Raw genomic sequence first — 26,013 nt, forward strand, 5'->3', positions numbered from 1 at the left:
GCCAGCCCGGGCACGCGCGATTGCCCACGCGGCCCCTTGCCGTTTCCTCGCATGCGGCGAGGCCCGCCGCAACCCTTTCGGCGCGGCGGCACGGCACGCATCGTCAGTCGCGTATCGCCATTTGCCTATCGTCAGTCGCGCGCGGCCTCGCGCTCGAGTGCCTTCAGCCAGCGCCGCGCCTGCTTGCGCACATTGACCGGCGACGTTCCGCCATAGCTGGTGCGCGAGCGCACCGACTTGTCGACCGAAAGCACCGTGAAGATGTCCTGCGTGATGCGCGGCTCGATCGCCTGCAGCTCGGCAAGCGGCAGCTTGTGCAATACGACGCCCTTCTCGACCGCAACGGCGACCGCCCGTCCGGTGACGTGATGCGCCTCGCGGAACGGCATGCCGAGCACCCGCACCAGCCAGTCGGCAAGGTCCGTCGCGGTGGAGTAGCCCGACCCGGCCGCCGCCTTCATCGCCTTGGTGTTGGGCGTCAGGTCGCGCACCATGCCGGTCATCGCGGCAAGCGCCAGCGAGAGGCTCGGCAACCCGTCGAACGCCTGCTCCTTGTCTTCCTGCATGTCCTTGGAATAGGCGAGCGGCAGGCCCTTCATCATCACCAGAAGTGCCGTCAGCGAGCCGTAGATGCGGCCCGTCTTGGCGCGGACAAGCTCGGCCGCGTCCGGGTTCTTCTTCTGCGGCATGATAGAGGAGCCGGTCGAGAACTTGTCCGACAGGGTAACGAAGCCGAACTGGGCGGAGCACCAGATGACGATCTCCTCGGCCAGCCGCGACAGGTGCATCGACGCGATGGAGGCCGCACCGAGCGCCTCGATGATGAAATCGCGGTCGGACACGGCATCGAGCGAATTCGCCGTCGGCCGGTCGAAGCCGAGCGCCGCCGCCGTCATCTCGCGGTCGATCGGGAAGGAGGTGCCGGCAAGCGCCGCCGAGCCGAGCGGGCATTCGTTCATCCGCTTGCGGGCATCGCGCATGCGCGAGCGGTCGCGGGCGAACATCTCGACATAGGCCATCAGGTGATGGCCGAAGGTCACCGGCTGGGCCGATTGCAGGTGGGTGAAGCCGGGCATCACGTCACCGGCATGCTCCTCGGCCCGCTCGGCGAGCGCCCGGATCAGGTCGGTGAACTGGGCCTCGAGCGTGTCCAGCGTGTCGCGCACCCAGATGCGGAAATCGGTCGCCACCTGATCATTGCGCGACCGCGCGGTGTGCAGCCGGCCGGCGGTCGGCCCGATCAGCTCGGCCAGGCGCGATTCCACGTTCATGTGGATGTCCTCGAGCGCCCGGGAGAACGTGAACTCGCCCGCCTCGATCTCTGACCGGATCGTGTCTAGACCGTGAGCGATCTTCTCGGCATCGTCGGCGGCGACAATTTCGCGCGCCGCCAGCATGCGGACATGAGCCTTGGAACCCTCTATATCCTGCCGGTAGAGCTTGCGATCGTAATCGATGGAGGCGTTGATCTCCTCCATGATGGCGTCCGGCCCTTCGGCAAACCGGCCTCCCCACATGCGATTGCTCATGAACGTGCCTTTCTGGCGCCCTCAACGGACGGATGATGGATCTATGACCAACGAAACGCAGCCACGTCGACGCGGCCCGGTGCTTTTCGGGCTGGCCGCCGCGGCCCTTCTGGCGGGACTGGCCGGGATATACGTGATCGGCGGGGCAGATGGCAACCGGCAGGAGGCCGGCGCCTGCTCGGGCGCGCTTGCGCGTGCCGCCTCGATCGGCGCCGCCGCACAAGGCGAGGTCGCCGCCTTCCTGCCGGCGACCAAGGCGCAATCCCTCTCGGATCTCGCCTTTCTGGCGCCCGACGGCAGCCAGATGACGCTTGCCGATTTCCGCGGGCGCACGGTGCTGCTCAACCTGTGGGCCACGTGGTGCGCGCCCTGCCGCAAGGAGATGCCGGCGCTCGACCGGCTGCAGGCGGAACTCGGCGACGAGGATTTCGAGGTGGTTACGGTCAGCGTCGACCAGGGCAGCCCGGACAAGCCGAAGGCCTTCCTTTCGGAGATCGGCGTGGCGAGCCTTGCCTTCTATTCCGACCCGACGATGGGCATCTTCCACAAGGTGCGGTCCTACGGCCGCGCGCCGGGCCTGCCGACCACGCTACTGGTCGACGGCGAGGGCTGCGAGATCGGCGCGCTGATGGGACCGGCCGAATGGGATTCGCCCGATGCGCTGGCGCTCATTCGCGCTGCGATGGAAAAGGGGCGTGCCGCAATGGAAGACGGAAAGAAATAGACAGGCCGGGGCCGGAGCGAAGTCTGAGTCGAAGTCAGGGTCGACGCAGGAAACCGCGCCGGCCGCTCAGACCGTGATGTCGACAGCCCCGCCGAGACCGGCGGGCGGCGCCTTTGCGGCGGCCGTCGCGCTTTGCGCGTTCTCTTCCAGAAGGGCGGCGATGCCTGCTTCCGCGCTGGCGTTCTGCTTCATGAACGTCGTGGCGAGGGATGTCTGGGTCTGGCTTTGGGCAAAACCGACCATTGCGGCGGCGACACTGGACATGAACGGCTCCGGTGGCTGGTCAGGGGCATCAGGACCCGGACCTTGCCACCGGCAACGTTAAGACAGGGTTAAGCCTTCCTTGCGCGCCACCCGCTCAGCGGGTGGGGACCGGAACCTCGCCGCGATAGTCGTAGAAGCCGCGCTGCGTCTTGCGACCCAGCCAGCCCGCCTCGACATATTTCACCAGCAGCGGGCACGGCCGGTACTTGGTGTCGGCAAGGCCTTCGTAGAGCACCTGCATGATCGACAGGCAGGTGTCGAGGCCGATGAAATCGGCCAGCTGCAGCGGCCCCATCGGGTGGTTGGCGCCGAGCTTCATCGCCGTGTCGATCGCCTCGACCGAACCGACGCCCTCGTAGAGCGTGTAGATCGCCTCGTTGATCATCGGCAGCAGGATGCGGTTGACCATGAAGGCGGGGAAGTCCTCGGCAACCGCGATGGTCTTGCCGAGCGTGCGCGTGAACTTCTTGGCCGCCTCGAAGGTCTCGTCCTCGGTGGCGATGCCGCGCACCAGTTCGACCAGCTCCATCAGCGGCACCGGGTTCATGAAATGAATGCCGATGAACCGCTCGGGACGATCGGTCGTCGCCGCAAGGCGCGTGATCGAGATCGACGAAGTGTTGGTGGCGAGGATCGCCTCCGGCTTCAGCAGCGGGCAGAGCTGGGCGAAGATCTTGCGCTTGATCTGCTCGTTCTCGACCGCGGACTCGATCACCAGATCGACATCTGCGAGCTCGTCCATGCTGTCGGCGGCGACGATGCGACTGAGCGCCGTGGCGCGCTCTTCCTCGGTGATCTGGCCCTTCAGGACCTGGCGGGCCATGTTGCCGTTGATCGAGGCGAGGCCCGACTGGATCCGGTCGCGGGAGATGTCGCTGAGCGCGACGTCGAAGCCGGCAACCGCACAGACATGAGCGATCCCGCTGCCCATCTGGCCCGAGCCGATCACACCGACCTTCTTGATATCGACCACCATCGTCCGTTCCGATTTCGTTACGGCGCGCCGGTGCGCGCCATGGGGAAGTGAGGGGCTATTCATCGCAACTTCGCGGGCCTACCGCAAGAACCCGCGGACGCTTTTTCGGCCGTCCGCGGTCGCGGGGCGCCAGGCGCCGCGCCCAACGCAGGAGGGCCCGCCACAGGGCAGGCCCTCCCGGAGTTTCACACCCGGTCCGCCGGGGACCGGAAGGCTCAGCCCTTGGCCGCCTCGACGGCTGCCTTGAACTCCGGCAGGACCTCGAAGAGATCCGCCACCAGCCCGTAGTCGGCGACCTGGAAGATCGGTGCTTCCTCGTCCTTGTTGATCGCCACGATCACCTTGCTGTCCTTCATGCCGGCGAGATGCTGGATCGCGCCGGAAATGCCGCAGGCGATGTAGAGATCGGGAGCGACCACCTTGCCGGTCTGGCCGACCTGCCAGTCGTTCGGGGCATAACCCGCGTCGACGGCGGCGCGCGAGGCGCCGACGGCGGCGCCGAGCGCATCGGCGACCGGCAGCATCACCTCCTCGAACTTCTCCTTGGAGCCGAGGGCCCGGCCGCCGGAGATGATCACCTTGGCCGAGGTCAGCTCCGGACGGTCCGACTTGGACAGTTCCTGGCCGACGAAGCTGGACAGGTCGGACGTGGTGGCGGCGACGTCCTCGATCGGGGCGGAGCCGCCCTCCTCGGCGGCCGCGAAGGTCGACGTGCGCACCGTCACGACCTTCTTGGCGTCGTTCGACTTCACCGTCTGCATCGCGTTGCCGGCATAGATCGGCCGCTCGAAGGTCGACCCGTCGATGACGGCGGTCACGTCGGAAAGCTGCATCACGTCGAGCAGGGCCGCAACGCGCGGCAGGATGTTCTTGCCGTTCGCCGTGGCCGGCGCGACGATCGCGTCATAGCCCTCGGCGAGCGACAGGACGAGATCCGCCATCGGCTCGGCAAGCTGCTGGGCAAGGCCCTCGCCCTCGGCCAGAAGCACCTTGGCCGCGCCGGAAATCTTCGCCGCCTGTTCGGCCGCCGCGCGGCAGCCGTTGCCGGCCACCAGCACATGGACATCGCCGCCCATGGCGACAGCCGCGGTCATTGCCTTGTGGGTTGCATCACTGATCGCGTCGTTGCTGTGTTCGGCAACAAGAAGGATGGTCATCGTGTCGTTCTCCCTGTCGGTCCGATCAAAGGACGCCGGCTTCGTTCTTGAGCTTGGCGATCAGTTCGGCGACATCGGCCACCTTGACACCGGCCTGGCGTGCCGGCGGCTCCACCGTCTTGAGCACCTCGAGGCGCGGCGCGACGTCGACGCCGTAATCCTCGGGCGACTTCTCGTCGATCGGCTTCTTCTTCGCCTTCATGATGTTGGGAAGCGACGCGTAGCGCGGCTCGTTGAGGCGCAGGTCCGTGGTCACCACCGCCGGCATCTTCAGCTTGATCGTCTGCAATCCGCCATCGACCTCGCGGGTGACGTCAACCGTCCCCTCGCCGAGATCGACATTGGAGGCGAAGGTGCCCTGGGCCCAGCCGAGCAGCGCGGCGAGCATCTGGCCGGTCTGGTTGCAGTCGTCGTCGATCGCCTGCTTGCCGAGGATGACGAGGCCGGGGGCCTCTTCCTCGACGATCTTCTTCAGGATCTTGGCGACGGCGAGAGGCTCGGTGGTCGCATCGGTCTTGATCAGGATGCCGCGGTCGGCGCCCATGGCAAGGCCCGTGCGCAGCGTCTCCTGCGCCTGCTGCGGGCCGACCGAGACGACGATGATTTCTTCCGCCTTGCCGGCCTCGCGCAGACGGATCGCCTCCTCGACGGCAATCTCGTCGAACGGGTTCATCGACATCTTGACGTTGGCAAGGTCAACGCCCGACCCGTCCGCCTTGACGCGCACCTTGACGTTGTAGTCGATCACCCGCTTCACGGGGACAAGGATCTTCATGGGTTTTTCAACCTCCCGCTCAAGCAGCCACGTTGTGCGCCGCCGGTCGTCTTGTGTATCCGCATCGTGTCAGGACACCCGATAACCGCTGAAATCCGCCGGTTTCGTTCGTCGGGCCGGGACCGTACTGATGCACTCCGGGACTGTCAACGCCACGTAAGGTCACCCGGGCGTCGCGAAACCGGCACGTAGGGGCTTGCCCTATACCCCCCGGTCGAACAGCGGCACGCCGCGCCGCCGCATCGGCACGACCAGCAACGCGCCGGCGAGCGCACCGGCGACATGCGCCCACCAGGCAACCTGCGTGTCGCCGAAACCGAAGGCCATCGCCAGCTGGAAGGCGATCCAGGCGCTGAGAACCCAGGCGGCTGGAAGGCGCAACGGCAGCCGGCCGAAGGCCAGAACCCACACCCGCACCTTCGGGTGCAGCACCAGATAGGCACCGATCACGCCGGCCACCGCCCCCGACGCGCCGATCAGCGGCGCCGTCGATACAGGCTCGGTCAAGGCATGTCCGTAGCCCGCGGCGGCGGCGCAAAGCAGGTAGAAGACGAGAAACCGGAAATGCCCCATCGCGTCCTCGACATTGTCGCCGAACACCCAGAGGAACAGCATGTTGCCGCCCAGATGCATCCAGCTTCCGTGCAGGAACGCATAGGTTACGAGCGATGCCATTTCCGGCAGCACCGCAAGTTCGGCGGCGAGGTCGCGATGGTCGAAAAGAACCGCCGGAACCAGGCCGAAGGAGAGGCTCGAGGCCTGCATCGCCGGGTCCGAAAGCCCGCCCCGCTGCAGCAGCGCGAAGACCGCCACATTGGCGAGGATCAGACCCCATGTGACATATTGTCGCCGCAAGTGGACGAGCGGCTTGTGGTCGTAGAGCGGAATGAACATGCGCGAGAGCCCGTCCTGTTGCGACGCGGCAGCTTTCGCCGCCCCCGCGCCTGCGTCAAGTCGCGTGGGGCATGACGAACTCCGCGGCCTTGATCAGCGATTCTTGCCCGGCACCCAGAGCACGTCCCCCTCCCCGCGCGCATTCGCCCAGCGGGCGGCGACGAAGAAGAAGTCCGACAGGCGGTTCATGTAGACGACGGCCTCGCGGTTGACCGGCTCGCGCTCGGCGAGCGCCGTCATCAGCCGTTCCGCCCGGCGCGACACGGTCCGCGCCACGTGCAAATGCGCAGCGGCCGCCGAACCGCCCGGCAGCACGAAGGACCGCAAGGGCTGCAAGTCGGCGTTGAACCGGTCGATCTCCGCCTCGATGGCGGCGACCTGCGGCCCCGTCATGCGCAGGGGCGGATAGGCCGGCGGCTCGTCGGTCTCCGGCGTCGCAAGGTCGGCGCCGAGATCGAAGAGATCGTTCTGGATCCGCGCCAGCACCGCATCGAGCTCGGGATGGGCCCCGCCCGTCACCAGCCGCACCAGGCCGAGCACGGCGTTGGTCTCGTCGACCGTCCCGTAGGCCTCGACGCGCAGGTCGTGCTTGGGACGGCGATCGCCGGAGGCGAGCGCCGTCGTGCCGCCATCGCCGGTCTTCGTGTAGATCTTGTTCAGCACTACCATTGTCCTGCCTCCCGGAGCCTGTGCGACATGGTCACGGTGTCGTTCCCGACAGATAGAGCACCGCCATCACGATGACGATGGCGAGGAACTGCAGGCCGACACGCCAGCGCATCAGCAGTTGCGAGCGCGAGGACGAGCCGCCGCGCATCATGTTCCACAGGCCGAGCAGCAAGACGATCGCCACCGCGCCCACAGCGAAGGGCACCACCATGCGAAGGAATTCAGCCATCCAACGTCCTTTCGGGCCGGGGGCATGCCTGCCGCCGGCAACTATTCCTCGGATTTCGCCGCCCTGCCCAGCACGCGGTCCAGCCCGCGCGAGGTCAGAAGCCGCTTCGCGATCGCCATCACCGTCGTCGGCACGGTGACGCGGTAGCGTGCCTTCGGGCGCGGCTGCTCGACCGCATGAACCAGATGCTTCACCACCGCGCGCGCCGGCAACTTGAAGGGCGAGGGCTCGCCCGCCCGCATGCGGTCCAGCCGCCTTTCGTAAGCGTCCCGATACGGAGAAGCTGCCATGCCCGCCTCGCCGATCACCCGGTCGAAATTGGACAGGGCGTTTTCGGTGAAGCGCGTTGCGATCGGCCCCGGCTCGATGAGCGAGACATGGATCCCCGTGCCGGCAAGTTCCAGGCGCAAAGTGTCGCTGTAACCTTCAAGCGCGAATTTCGAGGCATTGTAGGCACCGCGAAACGGCATGCCGATGAAGCCGAGGATGGACGAGCACTGGACGATGCGGCCATGGCCCTGCCGGCGCATATGCGGCAGCACGGCCCGCGTCAGCGTGTGCCAGCCAAGAAAGTTGGCCTCGAACAACGACCGCATCGCGTCGGAGGGAATATCCTCCAGCGCGCCGGGAATGGCATAGGCCCCGTTGTTGAAAAGCGCGTCGAGACGTCCGCCGGTGCGCTCCAGGACGGCCTCTGCCGCGGCAAGGATGCTGGCCTCGTCCTCGTAGTCGAGACGGAAGCTCTCGAAGCCCGCGTCCTTGAGGCGCTCCACGTCATCCTGGTTGCGCGCCGTCGCGAAAACCCGCCAGTCGCGCCCCCGCAAGGTATGCGCGGCAGCCGCGCCGATCCCGGACGAACAGCCGGTGATCAGGATGATCCTTTGCGGCCGATCCTCTTTGGCGGCCTGTGATCCGTCCATGTCTCCGGTCTTCTCCCACGTCCCGTCGTTTGGATCGGATCCCCGCCAATCCTCAAATCGGATCGCCGGCGAGCAGGCGTGGAACGGCTCCCTCCAGACCGGCCGCCTGCCGGATGAAGAACCGCTTCAGCGACGGCAACCGGTCGACGAACCCGAGACCGACGTCGCGCACTGCGCGCACCACATCCATATCGTTGGAAAACAGGCGGTTCAAGACATCGGTGACAACCCCCATCTGGAACGTGTCGAAGCGGCGCCAGCGCTCGTAGCGCTCAAGCACGTCGAGCGCGCCGATATCCTCGCCAAGGCGCCGGGCCTCGACCAGCACCTCGGCAAGGGCGGCCACATCCTTGAAACCCAGGTTGAGCCCCTGGCCGGCGATCGGATGAATGCCGTGGGCCGCGTCCCCGGCAAGCGCCAGGCGCGGCTTGACGAAGCCGCGCGCAAGGGTCAGCCCGAGCGGAAACGCATGGCGCGGGCCGTCGAGCTCGATCTTGCCGAGGTGATGGCCGAAGCGGCGCTCCAGCTCCAGTTCGAAAGTGAACGCATCGCCCTTGACGAGACGCTCGGCCTCCAGCCGCTTCTCCGACCAGACCAGCGAGGAGCGGTTGCCCTTCAGGGGCAGGATGGCGAAGGGGCCGGAGGGCAGGAAATGCTCCTCGGCGCGGCCATTATGCGGGCGCTCGTGGCGCACCGTCGTGACGATGCCCGACTGGTCATACTCCCAGCGCACGGTGCCGATACCGGCAAGCTCGCGCAGCTTCGAGCGCACCCCGTCGGCGGCCACCAGCAGCCGCGCCCGCCTTACCTTGCCGGATCCGAGGCGGATCTCGACATCCGAGGCACCGCTTGAATAGCCCTGCACCGTGTCGGGCGCGATCAGCTCGACGCCGAGTTCCGCCGCGCGGTCCGCAAGCGCCGCGACCATGCGTCCGTTCGGCACCATATGGGCGAAGGCCTCGCCCGGTTCGACCTCGCCGTCGAACGTCAGGAAGACCGGCCGCACCGCATCGCGCAGGCGCGAATCGGTGACGATCATCTCCGTCATCGGCTGCGCTTCCGGCGCGATCTCGTCCCACACGCCAAGCTGCGCCAGCATGCGGCTGGCGGCGGCGGCCACCGCCGAGGCGCGCGGATCGTTCTCCAGCGCGGCGCGCGGCCGCATGTCGACGACAGCGACCTTCATCGCCGGATCCGCCTGCTTCAGGGCAACGCCGAGCGACAGGCCGACATAACCGCCGCCGCCAACCAGCACGTCCAGAAGTTCGCCGCGCTCCGCCATCGTCCCACTCCGCTTGCAGTTTCGTCCGGCGCGGCCGATCGGGCGCGCCGCATGACCTTGGGTCAATCTTGACTTTGCCGCCTGCCGGCCGGAAGGCTCGCTGGCGACCCTATCCTTTTTCTCCGCGAACAGGTGCCCTGATGCGCTCAGCCGTCGACGACCTTCTCTCGATACTCGATCTCGAGCCGCTGGAACACAACCTCTTCCGCGGCATGAGCCCGCAGGTCGGCTGGCAGCGGGTGTTCGGCGGCCAGGTGATCGGCCAGTCGCTCGTCGCCGCCTCGCGCACCGTGCCGGAAGACCGCTTCGTACATTCCCTGCACGCCTATTTCCTGCGCCCCGGCGACCCCGCCGTGCCGATCATCTACGAGGTCGACCGCATTCGCGACGGCGGCAGCTTCACCACGCGGCGCGTCGTCGCCATCCAGCACGGGTGCGCGATCTTCTCCATGTCGGCCTCCTTCCAGGCCTTCGAGGACGGCCTCGCCCACCAGGCGGAGATGCCCGATGTGCCTGCGCCCGAGGACCTGCCGAGCGAGGCGGAACTGAAGGAAAAGTTCCTGGCCAACGCCCCCGAACCTGTGCGCCGCTACTGGGAGCGCGACCGGCCGATCGAGCTGCGCCCCGTGGACATGACACATTATTTCAGCCGCAAGAAACTGACGCCGGCTCAGAACGTCTGGGTCCGGGCCAGCGCAGCCCTGCCCGACGACCGGCGCATCCATTCCTGCGTGCTGGCCTACGCCTCCGACATGACGCTGCTCGACACCTCGCTCTTCGCCCACGGCACCAGCGTCTTCGACCCGGATCTGCAGGTGGCGAGCCTCGACCACGCCATGTGGTTCCACCGCCCGTTCCGCGCCGACGACTGGCTGCTCTATGCCGAGGACAGCCCGTCCGCTTCGGGCGGGCGCGGCTTCACCCGCGGATCGCTGTTTTCCCGCGACGGCCAGCTTGTCGCCTCGGTCGCGCAGGAAGGCCTGATCCGCGTCCGCAAGCAGCGCGGCGACGCCTCCTGATCAGCGGAAACCGCCGCTGAAGCCGGTGATCGCCAGCGGATTGTCGGTCATCGCGGCCACATCCGGCGTGTCGGTCGCAGGTGTTCCGGTGAAGGCGTCGAACAGCCGCCGGACGAATCCTTCGGGCAGGTCGCGGGTGATGAACACGAGACGCGTCCGCCGGTCCGCATCGGGCCAGGCGGCAAGCGTTGCCGGCGGATGAAACACGTGCTGCACCCCGTGCAGCACCACCGGCCGCTCCGGATCCTCGGCGATCCGCACGATCCCCTTCATGCGCAGCAACTTGGGCCCGTGCGCCGAGCGCAGCAGGTCGAGAAACATCTCCAGCGCGCCCGCCGTGATCGGCCTGTCGGTCGACAGCGAGAAGGCGCGGATATCGTCGCCGTGCCGGTTCACGTCGTGGCCGTGCCCGTGATGATGGTCATGCCCGTGGTGATGGTCATGATCGTGACCGTGGTCGTGATCATCGTGTGCGTGGTCGTGATGCCCGTGATGATGATCGTCGCGATAGGCTTCCTCGTTGAGCCATCGCGCCACGTCGGCGGTCTTGGTTGCCGGATCGTAGAGACCCGTGCCGATCAGCGACGGCACCTCTGCCTCGCCTTCGGCGGCAAGCAACACCGCCGCCGCCGGGTTGAGGCGGGCGATGCGCTTGCGGAGCGCGCTGCCGGCATCGCGCCCAGCGGCCCCTTCGGCCAGATCGGTCTTGGTCAGCACGATACGGTCGGCAACCGCCACCTGCTTCACCGCCTCTTCCTGCGTATCGAGCGTCGCCAGCCCGTTGACCGCATCGACCAGGGTGACGACACCGTCGAGCTGGTAGCGCATCACCAGATAGGGATGCTGCATGATCGTGTGCAGGACAGGCGCGGGATCGGCGAGCCCGGTCGTCTCGATCACCACCCGCGACAGGCGCTCGGTCCGACCGTTGTCGAGGTGGCGCAGGAGGTCCTCCAGCGTCGTCACCAGATCGCCGCGAATGGTGCAGCAAAGGCAACCCGAGGACAGCTCGACGATGCCCTCCCTGCCGCCCTCGACGAAGAGATGGTCGAGCCCGACCTCGCCGAACTCGTTGATGATCACCGCCGCGTCGGACAGCGCCGGGTCCTTCAGCAGGGTGTTGAGCAGTGTGGTCTTGCCGGCCCCGAGAAAGCCGGTGATCACGGTCAGCGGGATCGGCGGCTTCGGGCCGCGCGGCCGCGCGGGAGCCGCAGCTGCATCGAGGGTATCTGTCACGGCTGTGTTCCTCATGCGTCCGCCGCCAGGGCCGGCGGCGACGTCATGGACGGGGATTTGGGGGCGGAACCGGCGCGATCAAGAGCGGCTTGCCGCGAAAGATCGCTCCCGGCAGGGGGGAGCCGGCGGACGGCGCTTCCGCCGCAACGGCCGATGCCGGCAGCAGCGAGGCGTTTTCCGCCATCGGCTTGTCGCGCGGCAGCGGTGCATTGACGATGGCGGCCACGGCGGCGGCCGTCCCGACCTTGCCCTTCGGAATGCCGAGGCTGACCTGAACGGCCTCGATGCCGCGCTGGCGCGGGCCGATGATCTCGTCCATCACCTTGCCCCAGTCGGTCTTGCCATCCTCGCGGGTCGGCACGTCGTCGTCCCCGTCGGCCTCGACAGCCGGGGCCTGCATCACGATCGGACGGCGCACGCCGCCCGAGGCAAGGTCTCCCTGCGCGAAGGACAAAGCCGAGGAAGGACGCAACTGCGGTCCGGAGAAGGTCGCCATCAGTTCCTCGGCACTCGGCCGGGCGTTGCGCTTGCAGTATCCGTCTGCCGGCGGCCCGCCGGCAGAGCCGGTCAGCGCATCGATATTGCGGCCCGACCGCTTGCGGAAACCGTCGTCGATCAGCTTGCGCGCCTTGGCCGCGCGCTCCACGCCGGAGGCCGATCCCAGGATGACGGCCATCACCGTGCGTCCCCCGCGCGTCGCGGAGACGACCACGTTGAGGCCGGAATTGCAGATATAGCCGGTCTTCATGCCGTTCGCGCCGCGCACCCGCGCCAGGAATTCGCGGTTGGCCGAGCGCAGCGTCTTCTTGCCGACGCGGATCGCGCTCAGCCCGAAATAGCTGCGATACTGCGGAAATTCGCGCCACAGGGTGCGGCCGAGCACGGCAAGGTCCCGGGCGGAGGAGACCTGGCGGTTGTCGGGCAACCCGTGCGGGTTGACGAACCGCGTCGACGTCATGCCGAGCCGGCGCGCCTCCGCGTTCATCATCTCGATGAAGGCGGGTTCGGATCCGCCGATGGTTTCGGCGACCGCCACGGCAATGTCGTTCGCCGACTTGACGATCAGCATCTTCAGCGCGCTGTCGAGCGTCATCTGCGTGCCCGGCTTGAAGCCCATCTTGCTCGGCGGCTGGGCCCGCGCGTTGACGCTGATGGCAACGGCGCTGTCGAGCGTCGCGCGTCCGTCACGGATCGCCTTGAAGGCCAGATAGGCGGTCATCAGCTTGGTGATCGAGGCGGGATACCATTGCCGGAGGGCATCCTTCTGCTCCAGCACCGCGCCCGTCTCCGCGTCGATGACGATCCAGGACGCAATATCGGCCCGGGCGCCGGTGCTGCCTCCCGCGCTGCAAAGCGCGGCGAGAAACGCGGCCGTCGCGATCCATCGCGCGAAGCGCGACGTCCTGCCTGCAGGGGAAAACAGCACGTTCAGCCTCCGGTTCTCCGCCGCCGTCGCGGGCGGTGCCTGCTCATCGCGATGCGCCAGTGTTTCAAGGCGCCAGTGTTTCAAGGCGCCCGTATTTCGGCGCACCTGCATTTTGGCGCGCCCGCATTTTTTTGGCGCGCCTGTGTGTCGGTACGCGTCGTTATCGCCGTGCCTGCCTGTCCCGGCACACGCCGCGTCATGCAGGACCTTTCCACATATGTAGCCGATCCGGGCGGCGGAATGCAAAAATCCGCAAGTATTGACAACAACAGCCAGGCTTTCGGCCGGCGCCACCCCGGCATCACTGCCTGCCGTTTCGGCAATTGCGCAAAAATACGGCAATCGCGCGGCGGGCAGGTGGACATGCCGGTCGCGGCGGCGGCCCGGCCCGCCATCATCCGCGGCCGCGCGGGGCAACTGGCCTCACTCTTGCTTTGCAGATAGCCGCGACCACAACCGCCGAACGGAGGGGTCGACCCGCTCCCGGAAGCGGCCCAGGCTGCGCCATTCGTTCATCCCGGACGGTTCTGGCAAACAACCGAAAAGGCCCAGCATGACCTTCGATTCCGCCGTGCCGGCCCATGCATCGCCCCCTGCCCTGCAGCGGGTCCGGGGGAGGGCACGCGTGCGCTTCGCCCTGGGCGGCGGCGTCACCCGGCTGGCGGACCTGGAGCAGAGCGGGTCGGCCAAGATCCGCCTGCCGAAGACCCATGGCGGGGCTCCGGTCGCGGTTTTCCTCAACACGGCCGGCGGCCTGACCGGGGGCGACCGGCTGGATTTCGACGCCGCCACCGGATCCGGCACCCATGCGATCCTGACGACCCAGGCGGCGGAACGCATCTACCGCAGCCCGGACGGGCCGGCCGAGGTGGCAAGCGCCCTGTCGGCCGCGGAAGACGCCCTTCTCGAATGGCTGCCGCAGGAAACGATCCTCTTCGATCGCGCCTCGCTCACCCGCTCGCTGAGTGTGGATCTTGCCCCCGGGGCGAGACTGCTCGCCGTGGAAAGCGTCGTGCTCGGCCGCCAGGCGATGGGCGAGGACGTGCATGCGCTGGCCTTTCGCGACCGCTGGCGGATCCGCCGGGACGGCCGTCTCGTCTTCGCCGACGAGGCCCGCATCGACGGCGACGCGACCGACATACTCGCAGGCCCGGCGACGGCGGCCGGGGCGCGCGCCTTCGCCACCCTGGTCGACTGCCGCGAGGATGCCGGCGGCATGATCGCCGCCGCGCGCGACCTCGTCGACACGCTGCGAGGCGAAAAGTTTCGCGGCGGCGTCAGCGCGCTTCCCGGCCTGCTCGTCTTCCGTTTTCTCGCCGACACCGGGCATGACCTGCGGGCCGGGCTTGTCGCGCTGCTGGAACGCTGGCGCGGCGCGGCGCTGCCGCGAACATGGTATTGCTGAAGGCTGGATGCTGACCACATGAGGATTGCCGGATGAAACTCACCCCCCGGGAAAAGGACAAGCTGCTGGTCTCCATGGCCGCCGAGGTCGCCCGCCGCCGGCTCGCCCGCGGCGTGAAGCTCAACCATCCGGAGGCCGTGGCGCTTGTCACCGACTTTGTCGTCGAGGGCGCCCGCGACGGACGCACGGTCGCCGACCTGATGAGCGCCGGCGCCCATGTGGTGACCCGCGACCAGGTGATGCAGGGCGTCGCCGAGATGACCCACGACGTCCAGGTCGAGGCGACCTTTCCCGACGGCACCAAGCTCGTCACCGTCCATCAACCGATCCGCTGAGGCTGCCATGATCCCCGGAGAAATCATCCCCGCCGAGGGCGACATCGAGCTCAATGCCGGGCGCCGCGCGGTCGAGATCGAGGTCGCCAATACCGGCGACCGGCCGGTGCAGGTCGGCTCCCACTATCATTTCGCGGAAACCAACCCGGCGCTCGCCTTCGACCGGGCGGCCGCCCGGGGCCTCCGTCTCGACATCCCCGCCGGCACCGCCATCCGCTTCGAGCCCGGGCAGACGCGCAAGGTCTCCCTGGTCGCCTATGTGGGGGATCGCACGGTCTATGGTTTCAATGGCAAGGTGATGGGCACGCTCTGATCGAACAGGAGGACCCCGCATGTCCCGCTTTACCGCCACCATGATGCTGATGTCCGGCCTTCTCGCGGCAGGCGTGCTGCAGGCATCGACCGTTCCCCTCGGCGCCCAGCAGGCTGTCGACTGCGACGCGCCGCAGGCGCAGATGGAAATGACCTATTGCGCCGAACAGGCATGGCAGGCCGCCGACAAGGATCTGAATGCCGCCTACGCCCGGGCAACCGCCGCCATGCGCAGCATGGACACGGACCTGCCGCCCGAGATGAAGGGAGCGGTCAAGACGCTGCGCGAGGCCCAGCGCGCCTGGATCGCCTATCGCGACAAGGCCTGCGCCGCCTACGGCTTCCTCGCCCGCGGCGGGTCGATGGAACCTATGCTGATCTATGGCTGCTACGCCGACCTGACGACGAACCGCACCGGGGAACTGGAGCAACTCGCCACCGGACTGGGAAACTGATCCCGCCCCAGGACCAGCAAACGCCCGAGACGGGCAAACGCCGGAGACGAACATGCCCTTCAAGATGCCCCGCGCCGCCTATGCGGACATGTTCGGACCGACCACGGGAGACCGGGTGCGTCTCGCCGACACCGAACTCTTCATCGAGATCGAGAAGGACTTCACCCTCTACGGCGAGGAAGTGAAGTTCGGCGGCGGCAAGGTGATCCGCGACGGCATGGGCCAGTCGCAGCGCACCCGCGCGCAAGGCGCGGTCGACACGGTGATCACCAACGCGGTGATCGTCGATCACACCGGCATCTACAAGGCCGATATCGGCCTGAAGGACGGGCGGATCGCCGGTATCGGCAAGGCCGGCAACCCGGACATCCAGCCCGGCGTCGACATCATCATCGGCCCCGGCACGGAGGCCATCGCCGGCGAGGGCAAGATCGTCACCGCCGGCGCGCTCGACGTGCATATCCATTTCATCTGCCCGCAGCAGATCGACGAGGCGCTGACCTCGGGCGTCACCACCATGCTCGGCGGCGGCACGGGGCCGGCCACCGGCACCAACGCCACCACCTGCACGCCCGGACCCTGGCATATCGAGCGCATGCTGCAGGCGGCCGAGGCCTTTCCGATGAACCTCGCCTTTGCCGGCAAGGGCAACGCCGCGCTGCCGGCGGCGCTGGAGGAACAGGTTCTGGCCGGCGCCTGCGCGCTGAAGCTGCACGAGGACTGGGGCACGACGCCGGCCGCCATCGACTGCTGCCTGGCGGTCGCCGACGCGCATGACATCCAGGTGATGATCCACACCGACACGCTCAACGAAAGCGGCTTCGTGGAAAACACCACCGCCGCCTTCAAGGGTCGCACCATCCACGCCTTCCACACGGAAGGGGCGGGCGGCGGCCATGCGCCCGACATCATCAAGCTGTGCGGCGAGGCGAATGTCATTCCCTCCTCGACCAACCCGACCCGTCCCTACACGGTGAACACCATCGACGAGCATCTCGACATGCTGATGGTCTGCCACCATCTCGACGGCTCTATCCCCGAGGATGTGGCCTTTGCCGAAAGCCGCATCCGCAAGGAGACGATCGCGGCCGAGGACATCCTCCACGACATGGGCGCCTTTTCCATCATCGCCTCCGACAGCCAGGCCATGGGCCGCGTCGGGGAGGTGCTGATCCGCACGTTCCAGACCGCCCACAAGATGAAGGTGCAACGCGGGCGCCTTGCCGGCGAGAGCGGCGAGAACGACAACCTGCGCGTCCGCCGCTACATCGCCAAGGTGACGATCAACCCGGCCATCGCCCATGGCCTTGCCGAGCACATCGGCTCCGTCGAGGTCGGCAAGTTCGCCGATCTCGTCCTGTGGGACCCCGCCTTCTTCGGCGTCAAGCCCGACCTCGTCCTCAAGCTCGGCACCATCGTCACCGCCCCGATGGGCGATCCCAACGCCTCGATCCCGACGCCGCAGCCGGTTCACTACCGGCCGATGTTCGGCGCCTATGGCCGCTCGATGACCGCCTCCAGCGTCACTTTCGTCTCGCAGGCAGCCTTTGACGCCGGCATCCGGGACCGGCTGGGGCTCGACCGGCTGGTGCTGCCGGTCTCCAACACCCGTTCGGGGATCTCGAAAGCCTCCATGGTGCTCAATGACGCGACGCCGGTGATCGAGGTCGATCCGGAGACCTATGAAGTGCGCGCCGATGGCGAGTTGCTGACCTGCGAGCCGGCGGAGACCCTGCCCATGGCCCAGCGCTACTTCCTGTTCTAGGCTCGGGAGATGGAACGGGGGGAAACGTGCATGTACACAGTCATCGGCAATCCGGCCACACGCGCCATGCGCGTGATGTGGATGCTGGAGGAACTGGGCGAGCCTTACGACCTCGTGCCGTCCGTGCCGCACAGCCCGGAGGTCACGGCGCTGAACCCGTCGGGCAAGGTGCCCGTGCTGAAGATCGGCGACCGGGTGCTGACGGAATCGGTCGCCATCTGCCAGTTCCTCGCCGACCGGCACGGCAAGCTGACCTTTCCCGCCGGCACCGTGGAGCGCGCCCGCCAGGACGGCTTCACGCAGTTTTCCGTCGACGTGCTTGAAGGCGCCTTGTGGACGGCGGCCAAGAACAGCTTCATCCACCCGAAGGACCTGCGGGTTCCGGCCGTGAAGCCGGTTTGCGCGGCGGAGTTCGAGAGCGGGCTGGCGCATCTGGCGGCAATGCTCGGCGACGGACCTTACGTCATGGGCGAGACCTTCACCGTGCCGGATCTCCTGCTCGGCCATTGCAGCAAATGGGCGCAGGCGGCCAAGTTCGCGCTGCCGTCTGAAGGGGCGCTTGCCGATTATTTCGCGCGCGTCACCAGCCGTCCGGCGTTTCAGGCGGCGCGGAAACGGGGGGCGGACGCCACGTCATGATGAGAGTGCGGGAAATTCTCGCGGCCGGGACCTGGGAAGGGGCACCGGCCGACAGCGTCGTGCTCGACCGGGAGGACCGGCATCGTCGCCGCGCGGTGCTCGACTGCGCCGGTGGCACCAATGTGCTGCTCGACATGCCCAAGGCGGTTCACCTGCACCATGGCGATGCGCTGGTGCTCGAGGACGGGCGGCTGGTCGCCATTCTGGCTGCGGCCGAGGACCTCGTCGAGATCGAGGCGGCCAGCGCCGATGACCTTCTGCGCATCGCCTGGCATCTGGGCAACCGCCACCTGCCGACGCAACTGGTCCCCGGCGCGCTGCGCATCCGCCGCGATCATGTCATCGAGGACCTGGTGGCGCGTCTCGGCGGCCGCATGATGCCGCTTGTCGCGCCCTTCGACCCGGAAGGCGGGGCCTATGGCCACGGCACGGTCTCGGGGCACGACCACGCACACTCTCACGGGCACGGGCACGCCCACGATCACGCACATGCCCATTCACACGACCATGACCCGTCCTCCCTGCATGACACCTGATGGCGGGCCGGCGGGCGGCGCTCTCCCCACGGGCGGGCTGCACGCGCTGCTGGCCTGGATGTCGCCCTCCTTCCCCGTTGGCGCCTACACCTACAGCCACGGTCTCGAGCGCGTCATCGAGGACGGAACTGTCGCCGACGCCGCCACACTTCACGCCTGGCTCGATGGCGTCCTGCGCCACGGCGCCGGACGAAGCGATGCGGTGCTGCTGGCCCATGCCATGTCCGCCGCCACGCACGGCGACGAAAAGACCTTTCGCGAGTTGCTGGAACTGTCGCTTGCCCTGCAGCCCTCGAGCGAACGCCGGCTGGAGGCCAGCGCCCAGGGTGATGCGTTCGCCTCCGCCGTCGCCGCAGCCTGGGCACCGCCCTGCGACACGGCCGCCAGCCGGCTCTTCGCCCGGCTGACAACGGGCCCCGATGCGGTCCCGCGCGGCGGCTGGACCTATTGCGCGGCCCTCGCCGCCGCCGCGGCCGCCTGGGAGTTGCCGGCCGGCACCGTCGTCTCCGCCGGCCTGCACGCTTTCGCCGCCAATCTCGTTTCGGCGGCCGTGCGCGCCGTGCCGCTCGGCCAGACCGACGGCCAGCGCGTTCTCAGCCGGCTCGGCGACACCATCAGCAATGTCGCCGAAGAGGCGCTCCTTGCCCCGCTTTCCGACATTGGCGGCTGTGCCTTCGCCGCCGACATCGCCTCGATGAACCACGAGGTCCAGTACACCCGCCTGTTCCGGTCATAGGATCCGCCCGGCGCCAGGCGCATCCGCACCGGACAATAAAGGAGCTCCGCATGACATCCCTGAACGGCCCCTTGCGCGTCGGCATCGGCGGTCCCGTCGGGTCCGGCAAGACGGCGCTGATGGACGCGCTGTGCAAGCGCCTGCGCGACCGTTTCGAGATCGCCGCCATCACCAATGACATCTACACCAAGGAGGACGCGGAGTTCCTGACCCGCTCCGGCGCGCTGGCGCCCGAGCGCATTCGCGGTGTGGAAACAGGCGGCTGCCCGCATACGGCGATCCGCGAGGATGCCTCGATCAACCTGGCCGCCATCGCCGATCTGGAGGCAGCCTTTCCCGCGCTCGACCTGATCCTGATCGAATCCGGCGGCGACAATCTCGCGGCGACCTTTTCCCCAGAGCTTGCCGACCTGACGATCTACGTCATCGACGTGTCGGCCGGCGACAAGATCCCGCGCAAGGGCGGGCCGGGCATCACCCGCTCCGACCTGCTGGTCATCAACAAGACCGACCTTGCCCCGCTGGTCGGCGCCTCGCTGGAGGTGATGGACCGCGACTCCCGCTTGATGCGCAAGGAACGCCCCTTCGTCTTCACCAACGTCAAGGACGGCAAGGGCGTCGACGAGGTGCTGGACTTCATCGTCGCGCGCGGCGGTCTGGTATCCGCCGGCGCCGCGTGACCCCCGTCAGCCGGCGGCGGCCGGCACGCTCTGGCGCAGATGCCGCCCCAGCTCCTCGAGCCCGCGGTCGCGGATGCCGAGTTCCGAAAGATGATCGACGGTGTTGAGCACGTAGTCGGGATTTGCCCCCGACTGGCCGACGCCGCCCCGGACCAGCTCGAGCTGGCGCTCCAGCGACAGGACGCCGGCATATTGCGGGTGGGCCCTGTCGACAAGATAGGTAAGCGCGGTGACCGGTTCGGCCGGCCCGCCGGCGAGGCGCACCCGCCGATGCGCCTCGAGATAGACCATCGTCGCCTGTTCGCGCTCGCGCAGATAGGCGACCACGGAATCGCGGTTGCGACCGGCAACACGGAACGCCATCCCCCGGCAGGCCCCGCCCCGATCGAGCCCGAGGACGAGGCCGGGGCGCGTCTCGGTCCCCCGATGAACCCAGGAATAGATGCAGAGCGAGCGATGCGCGCCGTTGAGCAGCGCCGGCACCGCCTCCTCGAACTCGAAACCCGGCCGCCACATCAGCGAGCCGTAGCCGAACACCCACAGATCCTGCATCCCGGTCCCTTGCGGCTTCGTTGCAATCGACAGCCAACGCCCTAGCAAGCCGTCTCGCCCAAGGCAACCGCCACCGCGACATGGCCGGCCCGTAGCTTCCGCCTTGAATTGGCCGCCCGGCCATGCTTACAGGCATGCAATCGTCCATCCAGCGAAAGACCGCCCATGACCGACACGCCGGCCAGTGCCGAACCCGCCGCCCCGCAAGCACCCAGGCGCAAGGGTTCGCGGCGCGGCTACATTTGGCTCATCGCCCTCGTCGTGCTGGGTATCGCCCTGTGGAGCGCCTACTGGACCGTTGCCCGCGGCATGGCGGTGGATGTCCTGCGCAACGTCACCGAGGCAGCCCGTGTCGAGGGCGGCGAGATCGCCTGCGGCGGCCAGCGCCTCGGCGGGTTCCCGTTCCACCTGCAGCTCGATTGCGCGCCGCTCTCGCTCCGTTCGCCGCGCGGCGAAAGCGCCGGCTTCGACGCCTTCCGCGCCGTGGCCCTAGCCTACAATCCCTGGCATGTGATTCTCGAGGCGGAAAGCCCGGCCACGGTCGACTTCGCGCCGGCCAGCCGGCTCGCGGGCACCTGGGAGACGGCGCGGGCGAGCTTTCGCGTCGGCACCTCGTCGATCGAACGTGCCGACTTCGAGTTGACCGCGCCGGACCTCGCCCTTGCGCTTCCGGGGGCGAACGCGTCGCTCGCGGCGGAAACGGCGAGCCTCCACCTTCGCCGCACGCCGCAGCGGGACGCGGATGCGGACATGGCCGTCGCGCTGAGCGGCGCGGCGGTGCCCGGCGTGATGCTTGCCCTGGATGCGCAGGCAAACCTCACCCTGAAGGGCGGCGCCGTGTTGCTCTCGGGACGCGGTGCCGACCTGATCGCCCTGTTGCAAAACGAGGAGGCGGTCGAGGTGAGCGACGCGCGCGTCTCCTCCGGCGATGTGACAGTGGCCGCCGCCGGCACCTTGTGGATCGATCCGGCCGGCCGCCTCAACGGCTCCCTGCCGCTGACCATTGCCGGCGCCAACAGGCTGCCGGCGCTGCTCGCGCCCTATTTCCCCGAAGGCTCGAACGTGCCGGCAAGCCTTGCCGGGGCGGTGATGGGGTTCGGCAAGCCCGCGACGCTCGACGGCGCACCCGCGGTCACCGTGCCCCTCGCCTTCGACGCGGGCACCGCCCGCATCGGCATCATTCCCCTTGGAACGGTTCCGCCCCTGCGCTGAGGCGCCGGGGCGGGGCGCTCATTCGGCGCCGCCGCGCTCGATCGCCAGCACGTAGCCCTTCCAGTCGGCCGGCTCGGCGATCTGGTCGTAAAGCGCCACCGCCGGCACGTTCTTGCCCGGCACGATCCAGCGCAATTCGTACCAGCCGCGCTTGCCGCCCTCGCTGACCAGCCACTCGATCATCCGCCGGGCGAGCCCCTTGTTGCGCGCGTCCGGATGGACATAGATCTCGTCGAGCTGCCCGGTGCGCAGCCCCGAGACGATCTCCGGAAGGTCGAAATAGATGGCGAAGCCGACAAGCCGCCCGTCCGTCTCCACGCCGATCACCTCGGCGGTACGGTCGCCCAGGATGCGCTCGGCGTAGAACTGGTCGGGACGGCGCGGCGCGCCGCGCTTGAGCGCCTGCGCATATTCCGCGATGAGCGGGGCGAGCGACAGGGCATCGTCGGGGCCGAGCTGCTTGATGGCGATCTTGCTCATGAAATCTCCGAGAAAGGATGACGACCCCGCGAAGGGCCGAACCGGGTCGACACCTTCCCCGAATGGCACGGAGATTTCAACTGCCCGCTTACGCGGCGACCGCGGCATCCAGGCGCGCGAGCCCTGCCTTGAGCGCAGCGACACAGCCGGCATCGAAGGCTGTGCCCGTGTCCTTGTCGAGAATGGCCAGTGCCTGCGCGATCGGCATCGCCGCCCGGTAGGGCCGCTCCGCCGACAGGGCATCGAACACGTCGGCAACCGTCAGGATGCGCGCCTCCAGGCAGATCTCCTCGCCCGCAAGACCATAAGGATAGCCCTTGCCGTCGAGGCGTTCGTGATGGGCGCCCGCCACCGGGGCAATGTCGGCGAAGGCCGAGACCCGCTCCAGAATGCGTTCGCTGTGATAGGAATGGCTGCGGATCGCCGCCCATTCCGCCTCGTCGAGCTTTCCGGGCTTGTCGAGCACCTGGTTGCTGACGCCGAGCTTTCCAAGATCATGCAGCAATGCCGCCCGTCGCAACCAGCGGCGATGATCGTCGGACAGCCCCAGTTCCTCGGCAATCAGGTCCGTGTAGAGCGTCACCCGGTTGGAATGGTCGGCCGTGTAGGGGCTCTTTGCGTCGACGACATCGGAAAAGGCCTCCGCTACCTCGTCGAGATAGTCCTCGTCGACGGACGAGACCTCCATCGCGGGGGCCATGGCGAACACCTCGCCGGCAAGATCCTGCGATCCGAGCCCTTCCCAGAACCCCGGCCGCGCCGCCGCCGCCAGAAACGCCGCGACCAGTTCGGGCGAGAACCAGCCGTCGGCCCGCGCCGCGATTTCCGCTGTCGCCGCCTCGCGGCCGTGCTCCTGGTAGAAGACGTCGGCGACCTGGGAAAGCAATGCAATGCTTGCCACGAGCGGGATCGCCTCGCCGGAAAGCCCCTCCGGCTTGCCGGACCCGTCCCAGTGCTCGTCGAGAGAACGGATGCCGTCCTGCACGGCCGGGGAGAAGCGCATCTTGGCGGCGATGTCGGCGCCGCGGTGGCAGCGTGTCTCGATCAGTTCCCTGGAAATCTCGCCGCCATTTTGCAGAATGTGGACTATGGCGCGGATGCGCTCGCTCAGGCCGGACTTCATGCCGGTCTTCCTGAACACGAAACGAAGGGCGGCACTCAGCGAGCCGTCGATGGTCTTGAAGTCGCGCTTGAAGGTGATGTCGTCGGCGATATAGAGCTCGCAGATGCGCGCCGCATTGCTGCTGCAGCCGAGATCCTTCAACAGCAGCGTGTAGTAGAGGTCGGCCCGCGCCCGCGCTTCAAGGCCGAGTTCCGCGCCCACAGCCGAACCGATCCAGCAACAGCGGATGCAATGGCCCTCGGGCTGTCCCTCTGTCATGTCGAGCGCATAGCTGAGAGAACCGAGCAGTTCGGCCAGGTCGAGCCTCCGGCCTGCGCGCTGGCCGGCACTGTCCAGATAGTGACTGCGAACCATGCCGCCTCCCTGCGGTTCCCGCCGGATGAAGGCGGTCGCTCGAAAGATAGCCGGAACAGCCTAATCTTCCGTAACAGCTGCCGGGCGCGCGCTTCATGGTGCAATTGACGGACACGGGTGTGCCGGACATAGTCGCGCTCCCGTGTTGTCCTCCCGCCGAGCCGGAACCCCGTGATGTCCAGTCCCGCCTCCCGCCTGCGCGCCACGATGATCGGCCTGACGGCCGTCCTCATGTGGTCGACGCTGGGCCTCTTCGGCGCGGCATCCGGCGAGGTGCCACCGTTCCTGCTCAACGCGTTGTGCTTCGGGATATCGGGCATCGCGGCGACGGTCTGGCTTGCGGCGCGCGGCCGCCTTTCCCTGTTGCGGCAGCCGCCAAGGGTGTTGGCTTTCGGCATACTCGGCCTGTTCGGCTTCCACTTCTTCTATTTCACCGCGATCCGCAACGCCCCGCCCGTCGATGCCAATCTGATCAACTACACCTGGCCGCTGCTGATCGTGGTGTTTTCCGCCTTCCTGCCGGGCGAAAGGCTGAAGGCGCATCACGTTGTCGGCACGCTGCTCGGGCTTGCCGGGGCGGCATTGCTCGTCACCCGCGGCACCGGGCTGCAACTCGACCCGCAGCAGGTTCCGGGCTACCTCGCGGCCTGTGCCTCGGCGCTGTTCTGGTCGAGCTACTCCGTGCTGTCGCGGCGGCTGGGAGCGGTGCCGACGGAAGCGGTTGCCGGTTTCTGCCTCGGCACATCGCTCCTGTCGCTTGCCGCCCATTTCGCCTTCGAGACGACGGTCTGGCCGCAGGGCGCGGGCGAATGGGGCGCGGTGCTGGCGCTCGCCGCCTTTCCCGTCGGCCTTGCCTTTTTCGTCTGGGACCACGGGGTCAAGCGCGGCGACATCCAGGTGCTGGGCGCCGGAGCCTATGCCGCCCCCCTCCTGTCGACGCTGCTGCTCATCGTCTTCGGGTTCGGAGACTTCACGCTCGTTGTCGCCATCGCCTGCGGTCTCGTCACGGTCGGCGCGTTCATTGCAGCGCGTGACATGTTTTTCCCCGGCTCGACGAAAAGACGACTGGCCGAAGACGGAACCAGCCCTTAGACGGAAACAGAGGCGCGCCGCGCGCCACTCCGGCAGGCCGTGACGAAGCCGCGAGACAGGCAGCGCCGGACAACAGCGAAGGAGCCGAGGCCGAATGACACGAGAAGCCAGCATCCGACCCCGCCGCAGCGTGCTCTACATGCCGGGCTCCAACGCCCGCGCGCTGGAAAAGGCCAGGGCGCTTGATGTCGACGCGCTCATCCTCGACCTCGAGGACGCTGTTGCCCCCGATGCCAAGGACATCGCCCGCGATCAGGTCCGTGCGGCGGTTGCCGCCGGCGGCTACGGATCGCGCGAACTCGTCATCCGCGTCAACGGGCCCGCCACTCCCTGGGGAGCCGCCGATCTCGACATGGCGATCGCCGCAAGGCCGGACGCGATCCTGCTGCCCAAGGTTTCCTCGCCCGCCGATCTGGAGCGCGTCGCCCACAAGCTCAACGCCGCCCGCGTGCCGGCGCGCACCGCGCTCTGGGCAATGATGGAAACGCCGCTCGCCATGCTCAATGCCGCCGCGATCGCCGCCTCCGCCGCCAATCCGGAGACGCGGCTTGCCTGCTTCGTCATGGGCACCAACGATCTTGCCAAGGAAACGCGCGCGGCACTCGTGCCGGGCCGCGCCCCGATGCGCCCCTGGCTGATGACCTGCGTGGCGGCGGCCCGCGCCTACGGCATCGACATTGTCGACGGCGTCTACAACACGCTCGACGACGAGGCGGGCTTTGCCGCCGAGTGCCAGGAGGGTGTGGAGATGGGCATGGACGGCAAGACGCTGATCCACCCGAGGCAGGTCGCACCCTGCAACGCCGCCTTCTCGCCGGCGGACAAGGACATCGCCTGGGCGCGGCGCATCATCGCCGAATTCGAAAAACCGGAGAACGCCTCGAAAGGCGCGATCCAGGTCGAGGGCCGGATGGTCGAGCGGCTGCACGCGCAGATGGGCGCAAGGCTCGTCGCCATCGCCGATGCGATCGCCGCCCGGAGCCGGTGACGACACGACCCCGAACACGAACGGAAGACCAGACCATGAAACTCTACCGCTTCATCACCGGCCCCGACGACAGCGCCTTCTGCCACCGGGTCACCGCCGCACTCAACAAGGGCTGGATGCTGCAGGGTTCGCCGCAGCTGTCCTTCGATGCCGTACGCGGCGTCACGGTTTGCGGTCAGGCCGTCGTCAAGGAGGTCGAGGGCGTCGACTACACGCCCGACATCAAGCTCGGCGACTATTGACGCGGTC

General features: G+C 67.9%; 31 protein-coding genes. 16 read left to right on the plus strand and 15 right to left on the minus strand.

Features of this window, described 5'->3' with window-relative positions:
• Positions 1 to 131: 131 nt before the first annotated feature.
• The gene (gene argH, locus ACQY46_RS02090; RefSeq protein ID WP_428698667.1) at positions 132 to 1,529 is read right to left on the minus strand and encodes an argininosuccinate lyase; all 1,398 of its coding nucleotides are present in this window, start codon (positions 1,527 to 1,529) and stop codon (positions 132 to 134) included.
• A gap of 43 nt (positions 1,530 to 1,572) precedes the next feature.
• Here argH and tlpA point away from each other — a divergent pair, with 43 nt between their 5' ends.
• Entirely contained in the window at positions 1,573 to 2,253 is a 681-nt protein-coding gene (gene tlpA, locus ACQY46_RS02095; protein ID WP_428698668.1) for a thiol:disulfide interchange protein TlpA, read from the plus strand.
• Between the two features lie 66 nt (positions 2,254 to 2,319).
• On the opposite strand, the gene ACQY46_RS02100 is transcribed toward tlpA, so the two are convergent.
• From ACQY46_RS02100 to ACQY46_RS02140, 9 genes are all read right to left on the minus strand, one after another.
• Entirely contained in the window at positions 2,320 to 2,517 is a 198-nt protein-coding gene (locus ACQY46_RS02100; RefSeq protein ID WP_428698669.1) for a hypothetical protein, read from the minus strand.
• 94 nt (positions 2,518 to 2,611) lie between these two features.
• Positions 2,612 to 3,493, minus strand: coding sequence for a 3-hydroxybutyryl-CoA dehydrogenase (locus tag ACQY46_RS02105; protein WP_428698670.1), 882 nt, complete (start codon positions 3,491 to 3,493; stop codon positions 2,612 to 2,614).
• A gap of 215 nt (positions 3,494 to 3,708) precedes the next feature.
• The gene (locus tag ACQY46_RS02110) at positions 3,709 to 4,650 is read right to left on the minus strand and encodes an electron transfer flavoprotein subunit alpha/FixB family protein (RefSeq protein WP_428698671.1); all 942 of its coding nucleotides are present in this window, start codon (positions 4,648 to 4,650) and stop codon (positions 3,709 to 3,711) included.
• A gap of 25 nt (positions 4,651 to 4,675) precedes the next feature.
• Positions 4,676 to 5,425 carry an electron transfer flavoprotein subunit beta/FixA family protein gene (locus tag ACQY46_RS02115; protein ID WP_428698672.1) on the minus strand — a complete coding sequence of 250 codons (750 nt, stop codon included), beginning with the start codon at positions 5,423 to 5,425 and terminating at the stop codon, positions 4,676 to 4,678.
• A gap of 201 nt (positions 5,426 to 5,626) precedes the next feature.
• A complete protein-coding gene (locus ACQY46_RS02120; protein WP_428698673.1) occupies positions 5,627 to 6,319 on the minus strand; it encodes a rhomboid family intramembrane serine protease in 693 nt (230 codons plus the stop codon).
• A 93-nt stretch (positions 6,320 to 6,412) separates the two neighbouring features.
• The gene (locus ACQY46_RS02125; RefSeq protein ID WP_428698674.1) at positions 6,413 to 6,988 is read right to left on the minus strand and encodes a cob(I)yrinic acid a,c-diamide adenosyltransferase; all 576 of its coding nucleotides are present in this window, start codon (positions 6,986 to 6,988) and stop codon (positions 6,413 to 6,415) included.
• Positions 6,989 to 7,019: 31 nt separating this feature from the next.
• The gene (locus ACQY46_RS02130) at positions 7,020 to 7,217 is read right to left on the minus strand and encodes a twin transmembrane helix small protein (protein ID WP_428698675.1); all 198 of its coding nucleotides are present in this window, start codon (positions 7,215 to 7,217) and stop codon (positions 7,020 to 7,022) included.
• 41 nt (positions 7,218 to 7,258) lie between these two features.
• On the minus strand, positions 7,259 to 8,137 hold the full coding sequence (locus ACQY46_RS02135) for an SDR family NAD(P)-dependent oxidoreductase (protein WP_428698676.1): 879 nt from the start codon (positions 8,135 to 8,137) through the stop codon (positions 7,259 to 7,261).
• A 52-nt stretch (positions 8,138 to 8,189) separates the two neighbouring features.
• Positions 8,190 to 9,419 (minus strand): ubiquinone biosynthesis hydroxylase, encoded by a 1,230-nt coding sequence (locus tag ACQY46_RS02140; RefSeq protein WP_428698677.1) that lies wholly within the window; start codon positions 9,417 to 9,419, stop codon positions 8,190 to 8,192.
• Positions 9,420 to 9,559: 140 nt separating this feature from the next.
• On the opposite strand from ACQY46_RS02140, the gene tesB reads away from it, so the two are divergent.
• A complete protein-coding gene (tesB, locus tag ACQY46_RS02145) occupies positions 9,560 to 10,438 on the plus strand; it encodes an acyl-CoA thioesterase II (protein WP_428698678.1) in 879 nt (292 codons plus the stop codon).
• Here the strand turns inward: tesB and ACQY46_RS02150 are convergent, their stop codons facing one another.
• Both ACQY46_RS02150 and ACQY46_RS02155 read right to left on the minus strand, forming a co-directional pair.
• Positions 10,439 to 11,608 carry a CobW family GTP-binding protein gene (locus ACQY46_RS02150; protein WP_428700388.1) on the minus strand — a complete coding sequence of 390 codons (1,170 nt, stop codon included), beginning with the start codon at positions 11,606 to 11,608 and terminating at the stop codon, positions 10,439 to 10,441.
• Between the two features lie 109 nt (positions 11,609 to 11,717).
• Entirely contained in the window at positions 11,718 to 13,100 is a 1,383-nt protein-coding gene (locus tag ACQY46_RS02155; protein WP_428698679.1) for a D-alanyl-D-alanine carboxypeptidase family protein, read from the minus strand.
• A 51-nt stretch (positions 13,101 to 13,151) separates the two neighbouring features.
• Between ACQY46_RS02155 and ACQY46_RS02160 the strand changes: the two genes are divergently transcribed.
• The 10 genes from ACQY46_RS02160 (at position 13,152) to ureG (ending at position 19,963) form a co-directional block, all read left to right on the plus strand.
• A complete protein-coding gene (locus ACQY46_RS02160; protein WP_428698680.1) occupies positions 13,152 to 13,544 on the plus strand; it encodes a hypothetical protein in 393 nt (130 codons plus the stop codon).
• Positions 13,545 to 13,725: 181 nt separating this feature from the next.
• Positions 13,726 to 14,505 carry an urease accessory protein UreD gene (locus ACQY46_RS02165; protein ID WP_428698681.1) on the plus strand — a complete coding sequence of 260 codons (780 nt, stop codon included), beginning with the start codon at positions 13,726 to 13,728 and terminating at the stop codon, positions 14,503 to 14,505.
• Positions 14,506 to 14,537: 32 nt separating this feature from the next.
• Positions 14,538 to 14,840, plus strand: coding sequence for an urease subunit gamma (locus ACQY46_RS02170; RefSeq protein ID WP_428698682.1), 303 nt, complete (start codon positions 14,538 to 14,540; stop codon positions 14,838 to 14,840).
• Positions 14,841 to 14,847: 7 nt separating this feature from the next.
• On the plus strand, positions 14,848 to 15,153 hold the full coding sequence (locus ACQY46_RS02175) for an urease subunit beta (protein ID WP_428698683.1): 306 nt from the start codon (positions 14,848 to 14,850) through the stop codon (positions 15,151 to 15,153).
• 19 nt (positions 15,154 to 15,172) lie between these two features.
• Positions 15,173 to 15,607: a lysozyme inhibitor LprI family protein gene (locus ACQY46_RS02180; protein ID WP_428698684.1), complete on the plus strand. Its 435-nt coding sequence runs from the start codon at positions 15,173 to 15,175 to the stop codon at positions 15,605 to 15,607.
• Positions 15,608 to 15,659: 52 nt separating this feature from the next.
• The gene (ureC, locus tag ACQY46_RS02185; RefSeq protein ID WP_428698685.1) at positions 15,660 to 17,372 is read left to right on the plus strand and encodes an urease subunit alpha; all 1,713 of its coding nucleotides are present in this window, start codon (positions 15,660 to 15,662) and stop codon (positions 17,370 to 17,372) included.
• Between the two features lie 30 nt (positions 17,373 to 17,402).
• Positions 17,403 to 18,011, plus strand: coding sequence for a glutathione S-transferase family protein (locus ACQY46_RS02190; RefSeq protein ID WP_428698686.1), 609 nt, complete (start codon positions 17,403 to 17,405; stop codon positions 18,009 to 18,011).
• Positions 18,008 to 18,547: an urease accessory protein UreE gene (locus ACQY46_RS02195; RefSeq protein WP_428698687.1), complete on the plus strand. Its 540-nt coding sequence runs from the start codon at positions 18,008 to 18,010 to the stop codon at positions 18,545 to 18,547. Before ACQY46_RS02190 ends, ACQY46_RS02195 begins: the two co-directional genes overlap by 4 nt.
• A complete protein-coding gene (locus tag ACQY46_RS02200; RefSeq protein WP_428698688.1) occupies positions 18,501 to 19,283 on the plus strand; it encodes an urease accessory protein UreF in 783 nt (260 codons plus the stop codon). Before ACQY46_RS02195 ends, ACQY46_RS02200 begins: the two co-directional genes overlap by 47 nt.
• Before the next feature lie 50 nt (positions 19,284 to 19,333).
• Positions 19,334 to 19,963 carry an urease accessory protein UreG gene (ureG, locus tag ACQY46_RS02205; protein ID WP_428698689.1) on the plus strand — a complete coding sequence of 210 codons (630 nt, stop codon included), beginning with the start codon at positions 19,334 to 19,336 and terminating at the stop codon, positions 19,961 to 19,963.
• 6 nt (positions 19,964 to 19,969) lie between these two features.
• On the opposite strand, the gene ACQY46_RS02210 is transcribed toward ureG, so the two are convergent.
• Positions 19,970 to 20,515 (minus strand): gamma-glutamylcyclotransferase, encoded by a 546-nt coding sequence (locus ACQY46_RS02210; protein WP_428698690.1) that lies wholly within the window; start codon positions 20,513 to 20,515, stop codon positions 19,970 to 19,972.
• A 165-nt stretch (positions 20,516 to 20,680) separates the two neighbouring features.
• Here ACQY46_RS02210 and ACQY46_RS02215 point away from each other — a divergent pair, with 165 nt between their 5' ends.
• Positions 20,681 to 21,727 (plus strand): DUF2125 domain-containing protein, encoded by a 1,047-nt coding sequence (locus ACQY46_RS02215; protein WP_428698691.1) that lies wholly within the window; start codon positions 20,681 to 20,683, stop codon positions 21,725 to 21,727.
• Positions 21,728 to 21,745: 18 nt separating this feature from the next.
• Here the strand turns inward: ACQY46_RS02215 and ACQY46_RS02220 are convergent, their stop codons facing one another.
• Together ACQY46_RS02220 and ACQY46_RS02225 are read right to left on the minus strand one after the other, a co-directional pair.
• A complete protein-coding gene (locus tag ACQY46_RS02220; RefSeq protein ID WP_306030925.1) occupies positions 21,746 to 22,207 on the minus strand; it encodes a GNAT family N-acetyltransferase in 462 nt (153 codons plus the stop codon).
• Positions 22,208 to 22,295: 88 nt separating this feature from the next.
• Positions 22,296 to 23,684 carry an HD domain-containing phosphohydrolase gene (locus tag ACQY46_RS02225; RefSeq protein ID WP_428698692.1) on the minus strand — a complete coding sequence of 463 codons (1,389 nt, stop codon included), beginning with the start codon at positions 23,682 to 23,684 and terminating at the stop codon, positions 22,296 to 22,298.
• Between the two features lie 174 nt (positions 23,685 to 23,858).
• Here ACQY46_RS02225 and yddG point away from each other — a divergent pair, with 174 nt between their 5' ends.
• The 3 genes from yddG to ACQY46_RS02240 all read left to right on the plus strand — a co-directional run bounded on the left by yddG (position 23,859) and on the right by ACQY46_RS02240 (position 26,006).
• Entirely contained in the window at positions 23,859 to 24,776 is a 918-nt protein-coding gene (yddG, locus tag ACQY46_RS02230; RefSeq protein WP_428698694.1) for an aromatic amino acid exporter YddG, read from the plus strand.
• A gap of 94 nt (positions 24,777 to 24,870) precedes the next feature.
• Positions 24,871 to 25,764 carry an HpcH/HpaI aldolase/citrate lyase family protein gene (locus ACQY46_RS02235; protein ID WP_428698695.1) on the plus strand — a complete coding sequence of 298 codons (894 nt, stop codon included), beginning with the start codon at positions 24,871 to 24,873 and terminating at the stop codon, positions 25,762 to 25,764.
• 35 nt (positions 25,765 to 25,799) lie between these two features.
• Positions 25,800 to 26,006 (plus strand): DUF1737 domain-containing protein, encoded by a 207-nt coding sequence (locus ACQY46_RS02240; protein ID WP_417767922.1) that lies wholly within the window; start codon positions 25,800 to 25,802, stop codon positions 26,004 to 26,006.
• Positions 26,007 to 26,013 lie beyond the last annotated feature (7 nt).

It is taken from the genome of Stappia sp. (assembly GCF_965276915.1).
Taxonomy (GTDB): domain Bacteria; phylum Pseudomonadota; class Alphaproteobacteria; order Rhizobiales; family Stappiaceae; genus Stappia.

Coding starts and splice junctions, on each gene's coding strand:
- argH (WP_428698667.1), bottom strand. CDS start 1,529: ATGAGCAATCGCATGTGGGGAGGCCGGTTTGCCGAAGGGCCGGACGCC.
- tlpA (WP_428698668.1), top strand. CDS start 1,573: ATGACCAACGAAACGCAGCCACGTCGACGCGGCCCGGTGCTTTTCGGG.
- ACQY46_RS02100 (WP_428698669.1), bottom strand. CDS start 2,517: ATGTCCAGTGTCGCCGCCGCAATGGTCGGTTTTGCCCAAAGCCAGACC.
- ACQY46_RS02105 (WP_428698670.1), bottom strand. CDS start 3,493: ATGGTGGTCGATATCAAGAAGGTCGGTGTGATCGGCTCGGGCCAGATG.
- ACQY46_RS02110 (WP_428698671.1), bottom strand. CDS start 4,650: ATGACCATCCTTCTTGTTGCCGAACACAGCAACGACGCGATCAGTGAT.
- ACQY46_RS02115 (WP_428698672.1), bottom strand. CDS start 5,425: ATGAAGATCCTTGTCCCCGTGAAGCGGGTGATCGACTACAACGTCAAG.
- ACQY46_RS02120 (WP_428698673.1), bottom strand. CDS start 6,319: ATGTTCATTCCGCTCTACGACCACAAGCCGCTCGTCCACTTGCGGCGA.
- ACQY46_RS02125 (WP_428698674.1), bottom strand. CDS start 6,988: ATGGTAGTGCTGAACAAGATCTACACGAAGACCGGCGATGGCGGCACG.
- ACQY46_RS02130 (WP_428698675.1), bottom strand. CDS start 7,217: ATGGCTGAATTCCTTCGCATGGTGGTGCCCTTCGCTGTGGGCGCGGTG.
- ACQY46_RS02135 (WP_428698676.1), bottom strand. CDS start 8,137: ATGGACGGATCACAGGCCGCCAAAGAGGATCGGCCGCAAAGGATCATC.
- ACQY46_RS02140 (WP_428698677.1), bottom strand. CDS start 9,419: ATGGCGGAGCGCGGCGAACTTCTGGACGTGCTGGTTGGCGGCGGCGGT.
- tesB (WP_428698678.1), top strand. CDS start 9,560: ATGCGCTCAGCCGTCGACGACCTTCTCTCGATACTCGATCTCGAGCCG.
- ACQY46_RS02160 (WP_428698680.1), top strand. CDS start 13,152: ATGCGCCAGTGTTTCAAGGCGCCAGTGTTTCAAGGCGCCCGTATTTCG.
- ACQY46_RS02170 (WP_428698682.1), top strand. CDS start 14,538: ATGAAACTCACCCCCCGGGAAAAGGACAAGCTGCTGGTCTCCATGGCC.
- ACQY46_RS02175 (WP_428698683.1), top strand. CDS start 14,848: ATGATCCCCGGAGAAATCATCCCCGCCGAGGGCGACATCGAGCTCAAT.
- ACQY46_RS02180 (WP_428698684.1), top strand. CDS start 15,173: ATGTCCCGCTTTACCGCCACCATGATGCTGATGTCCGGCCTTCTCGCG.
- ureC (WP_428698685.1), top strand. CDS start 15,660: ATGCCCTTCAAGATGCCCCGCGCCGCCTATGCGGACATGTTCGGACCG.
- ACQY46_RS02190 (WP_428698686.1), top strand. CDS start 17,403: ATGTACACAGTCATCGGCAATCCGGCCACACGCGCCATGCGCGTGATG.
- ACQY46_RS02195 (WP_428698687.1), top strand. CDS start 18,008: ATGATGAGAGTGCGGGAAATTCTCGCGGCCGGGACCTGGGAAGGGGCA.
- ACQY46_RS02200 (WP_428698688.1), top strand. CDS start 18,501: ATGCCCATTCACACGACCATGACCCGTCCTCCCTGCATGACACCTGAT.
- ureG (WP_428698689.1), top strand. CDS start 19,334: ATGACATCCCTGAACGGCCCCTTGCGCGTCGGCATCGGCGGTCCCGTC.
- ACQY46_RS02210 (WP_428698690.1), bottom strand. CDS start 20,515: ATGCAGGATCTGTGGGTGTTCGGCTACGGCTCGCTGATGTGGCGGCCG.
- ACQY46_RS02215 (WP_428698691.1), top strand. CDS start 20,681: ATGACCGACACGCCGGCCAGTGCCGAACCCGCCGCCCCGCAAGCACCC.
- ACQY46_RS02220 (WP_306030925.1), bottom strand. CDS start 22,207: ATGAGCAAGATCGCCATCAAGCAGCTCGGCCCCGACGATGCCCTGTCG.
- ACQY46_RS02225 (WP_428698692.1), bottom strand. CDS start 23,684: ATGGTTCGCAGTCACTATCTGGACAGTGCCGGCCAGCGCGCAGGCCGG.
- yddG (WP_428698694.1), top strand. CDS start 23,859: ATGTCCAGTCCCGCCTCCCGCCTGCGCGCCACGATGATCGGCCTGACG.
- ACQY46_RS02235 (WP_428698695.1), top strand. CDS start 24,871: ATGACACGAGAAGCCAGCATCCGACCCCGCCGCAGCGTGCTCTACATG.
- ACQY46_RS02240 (WP_417767922.1), top strand. CDS start 25,800: ATGAAACTCTACCGCTTCATCACCGGCCCCGACGACAGCGCCTTCTGC.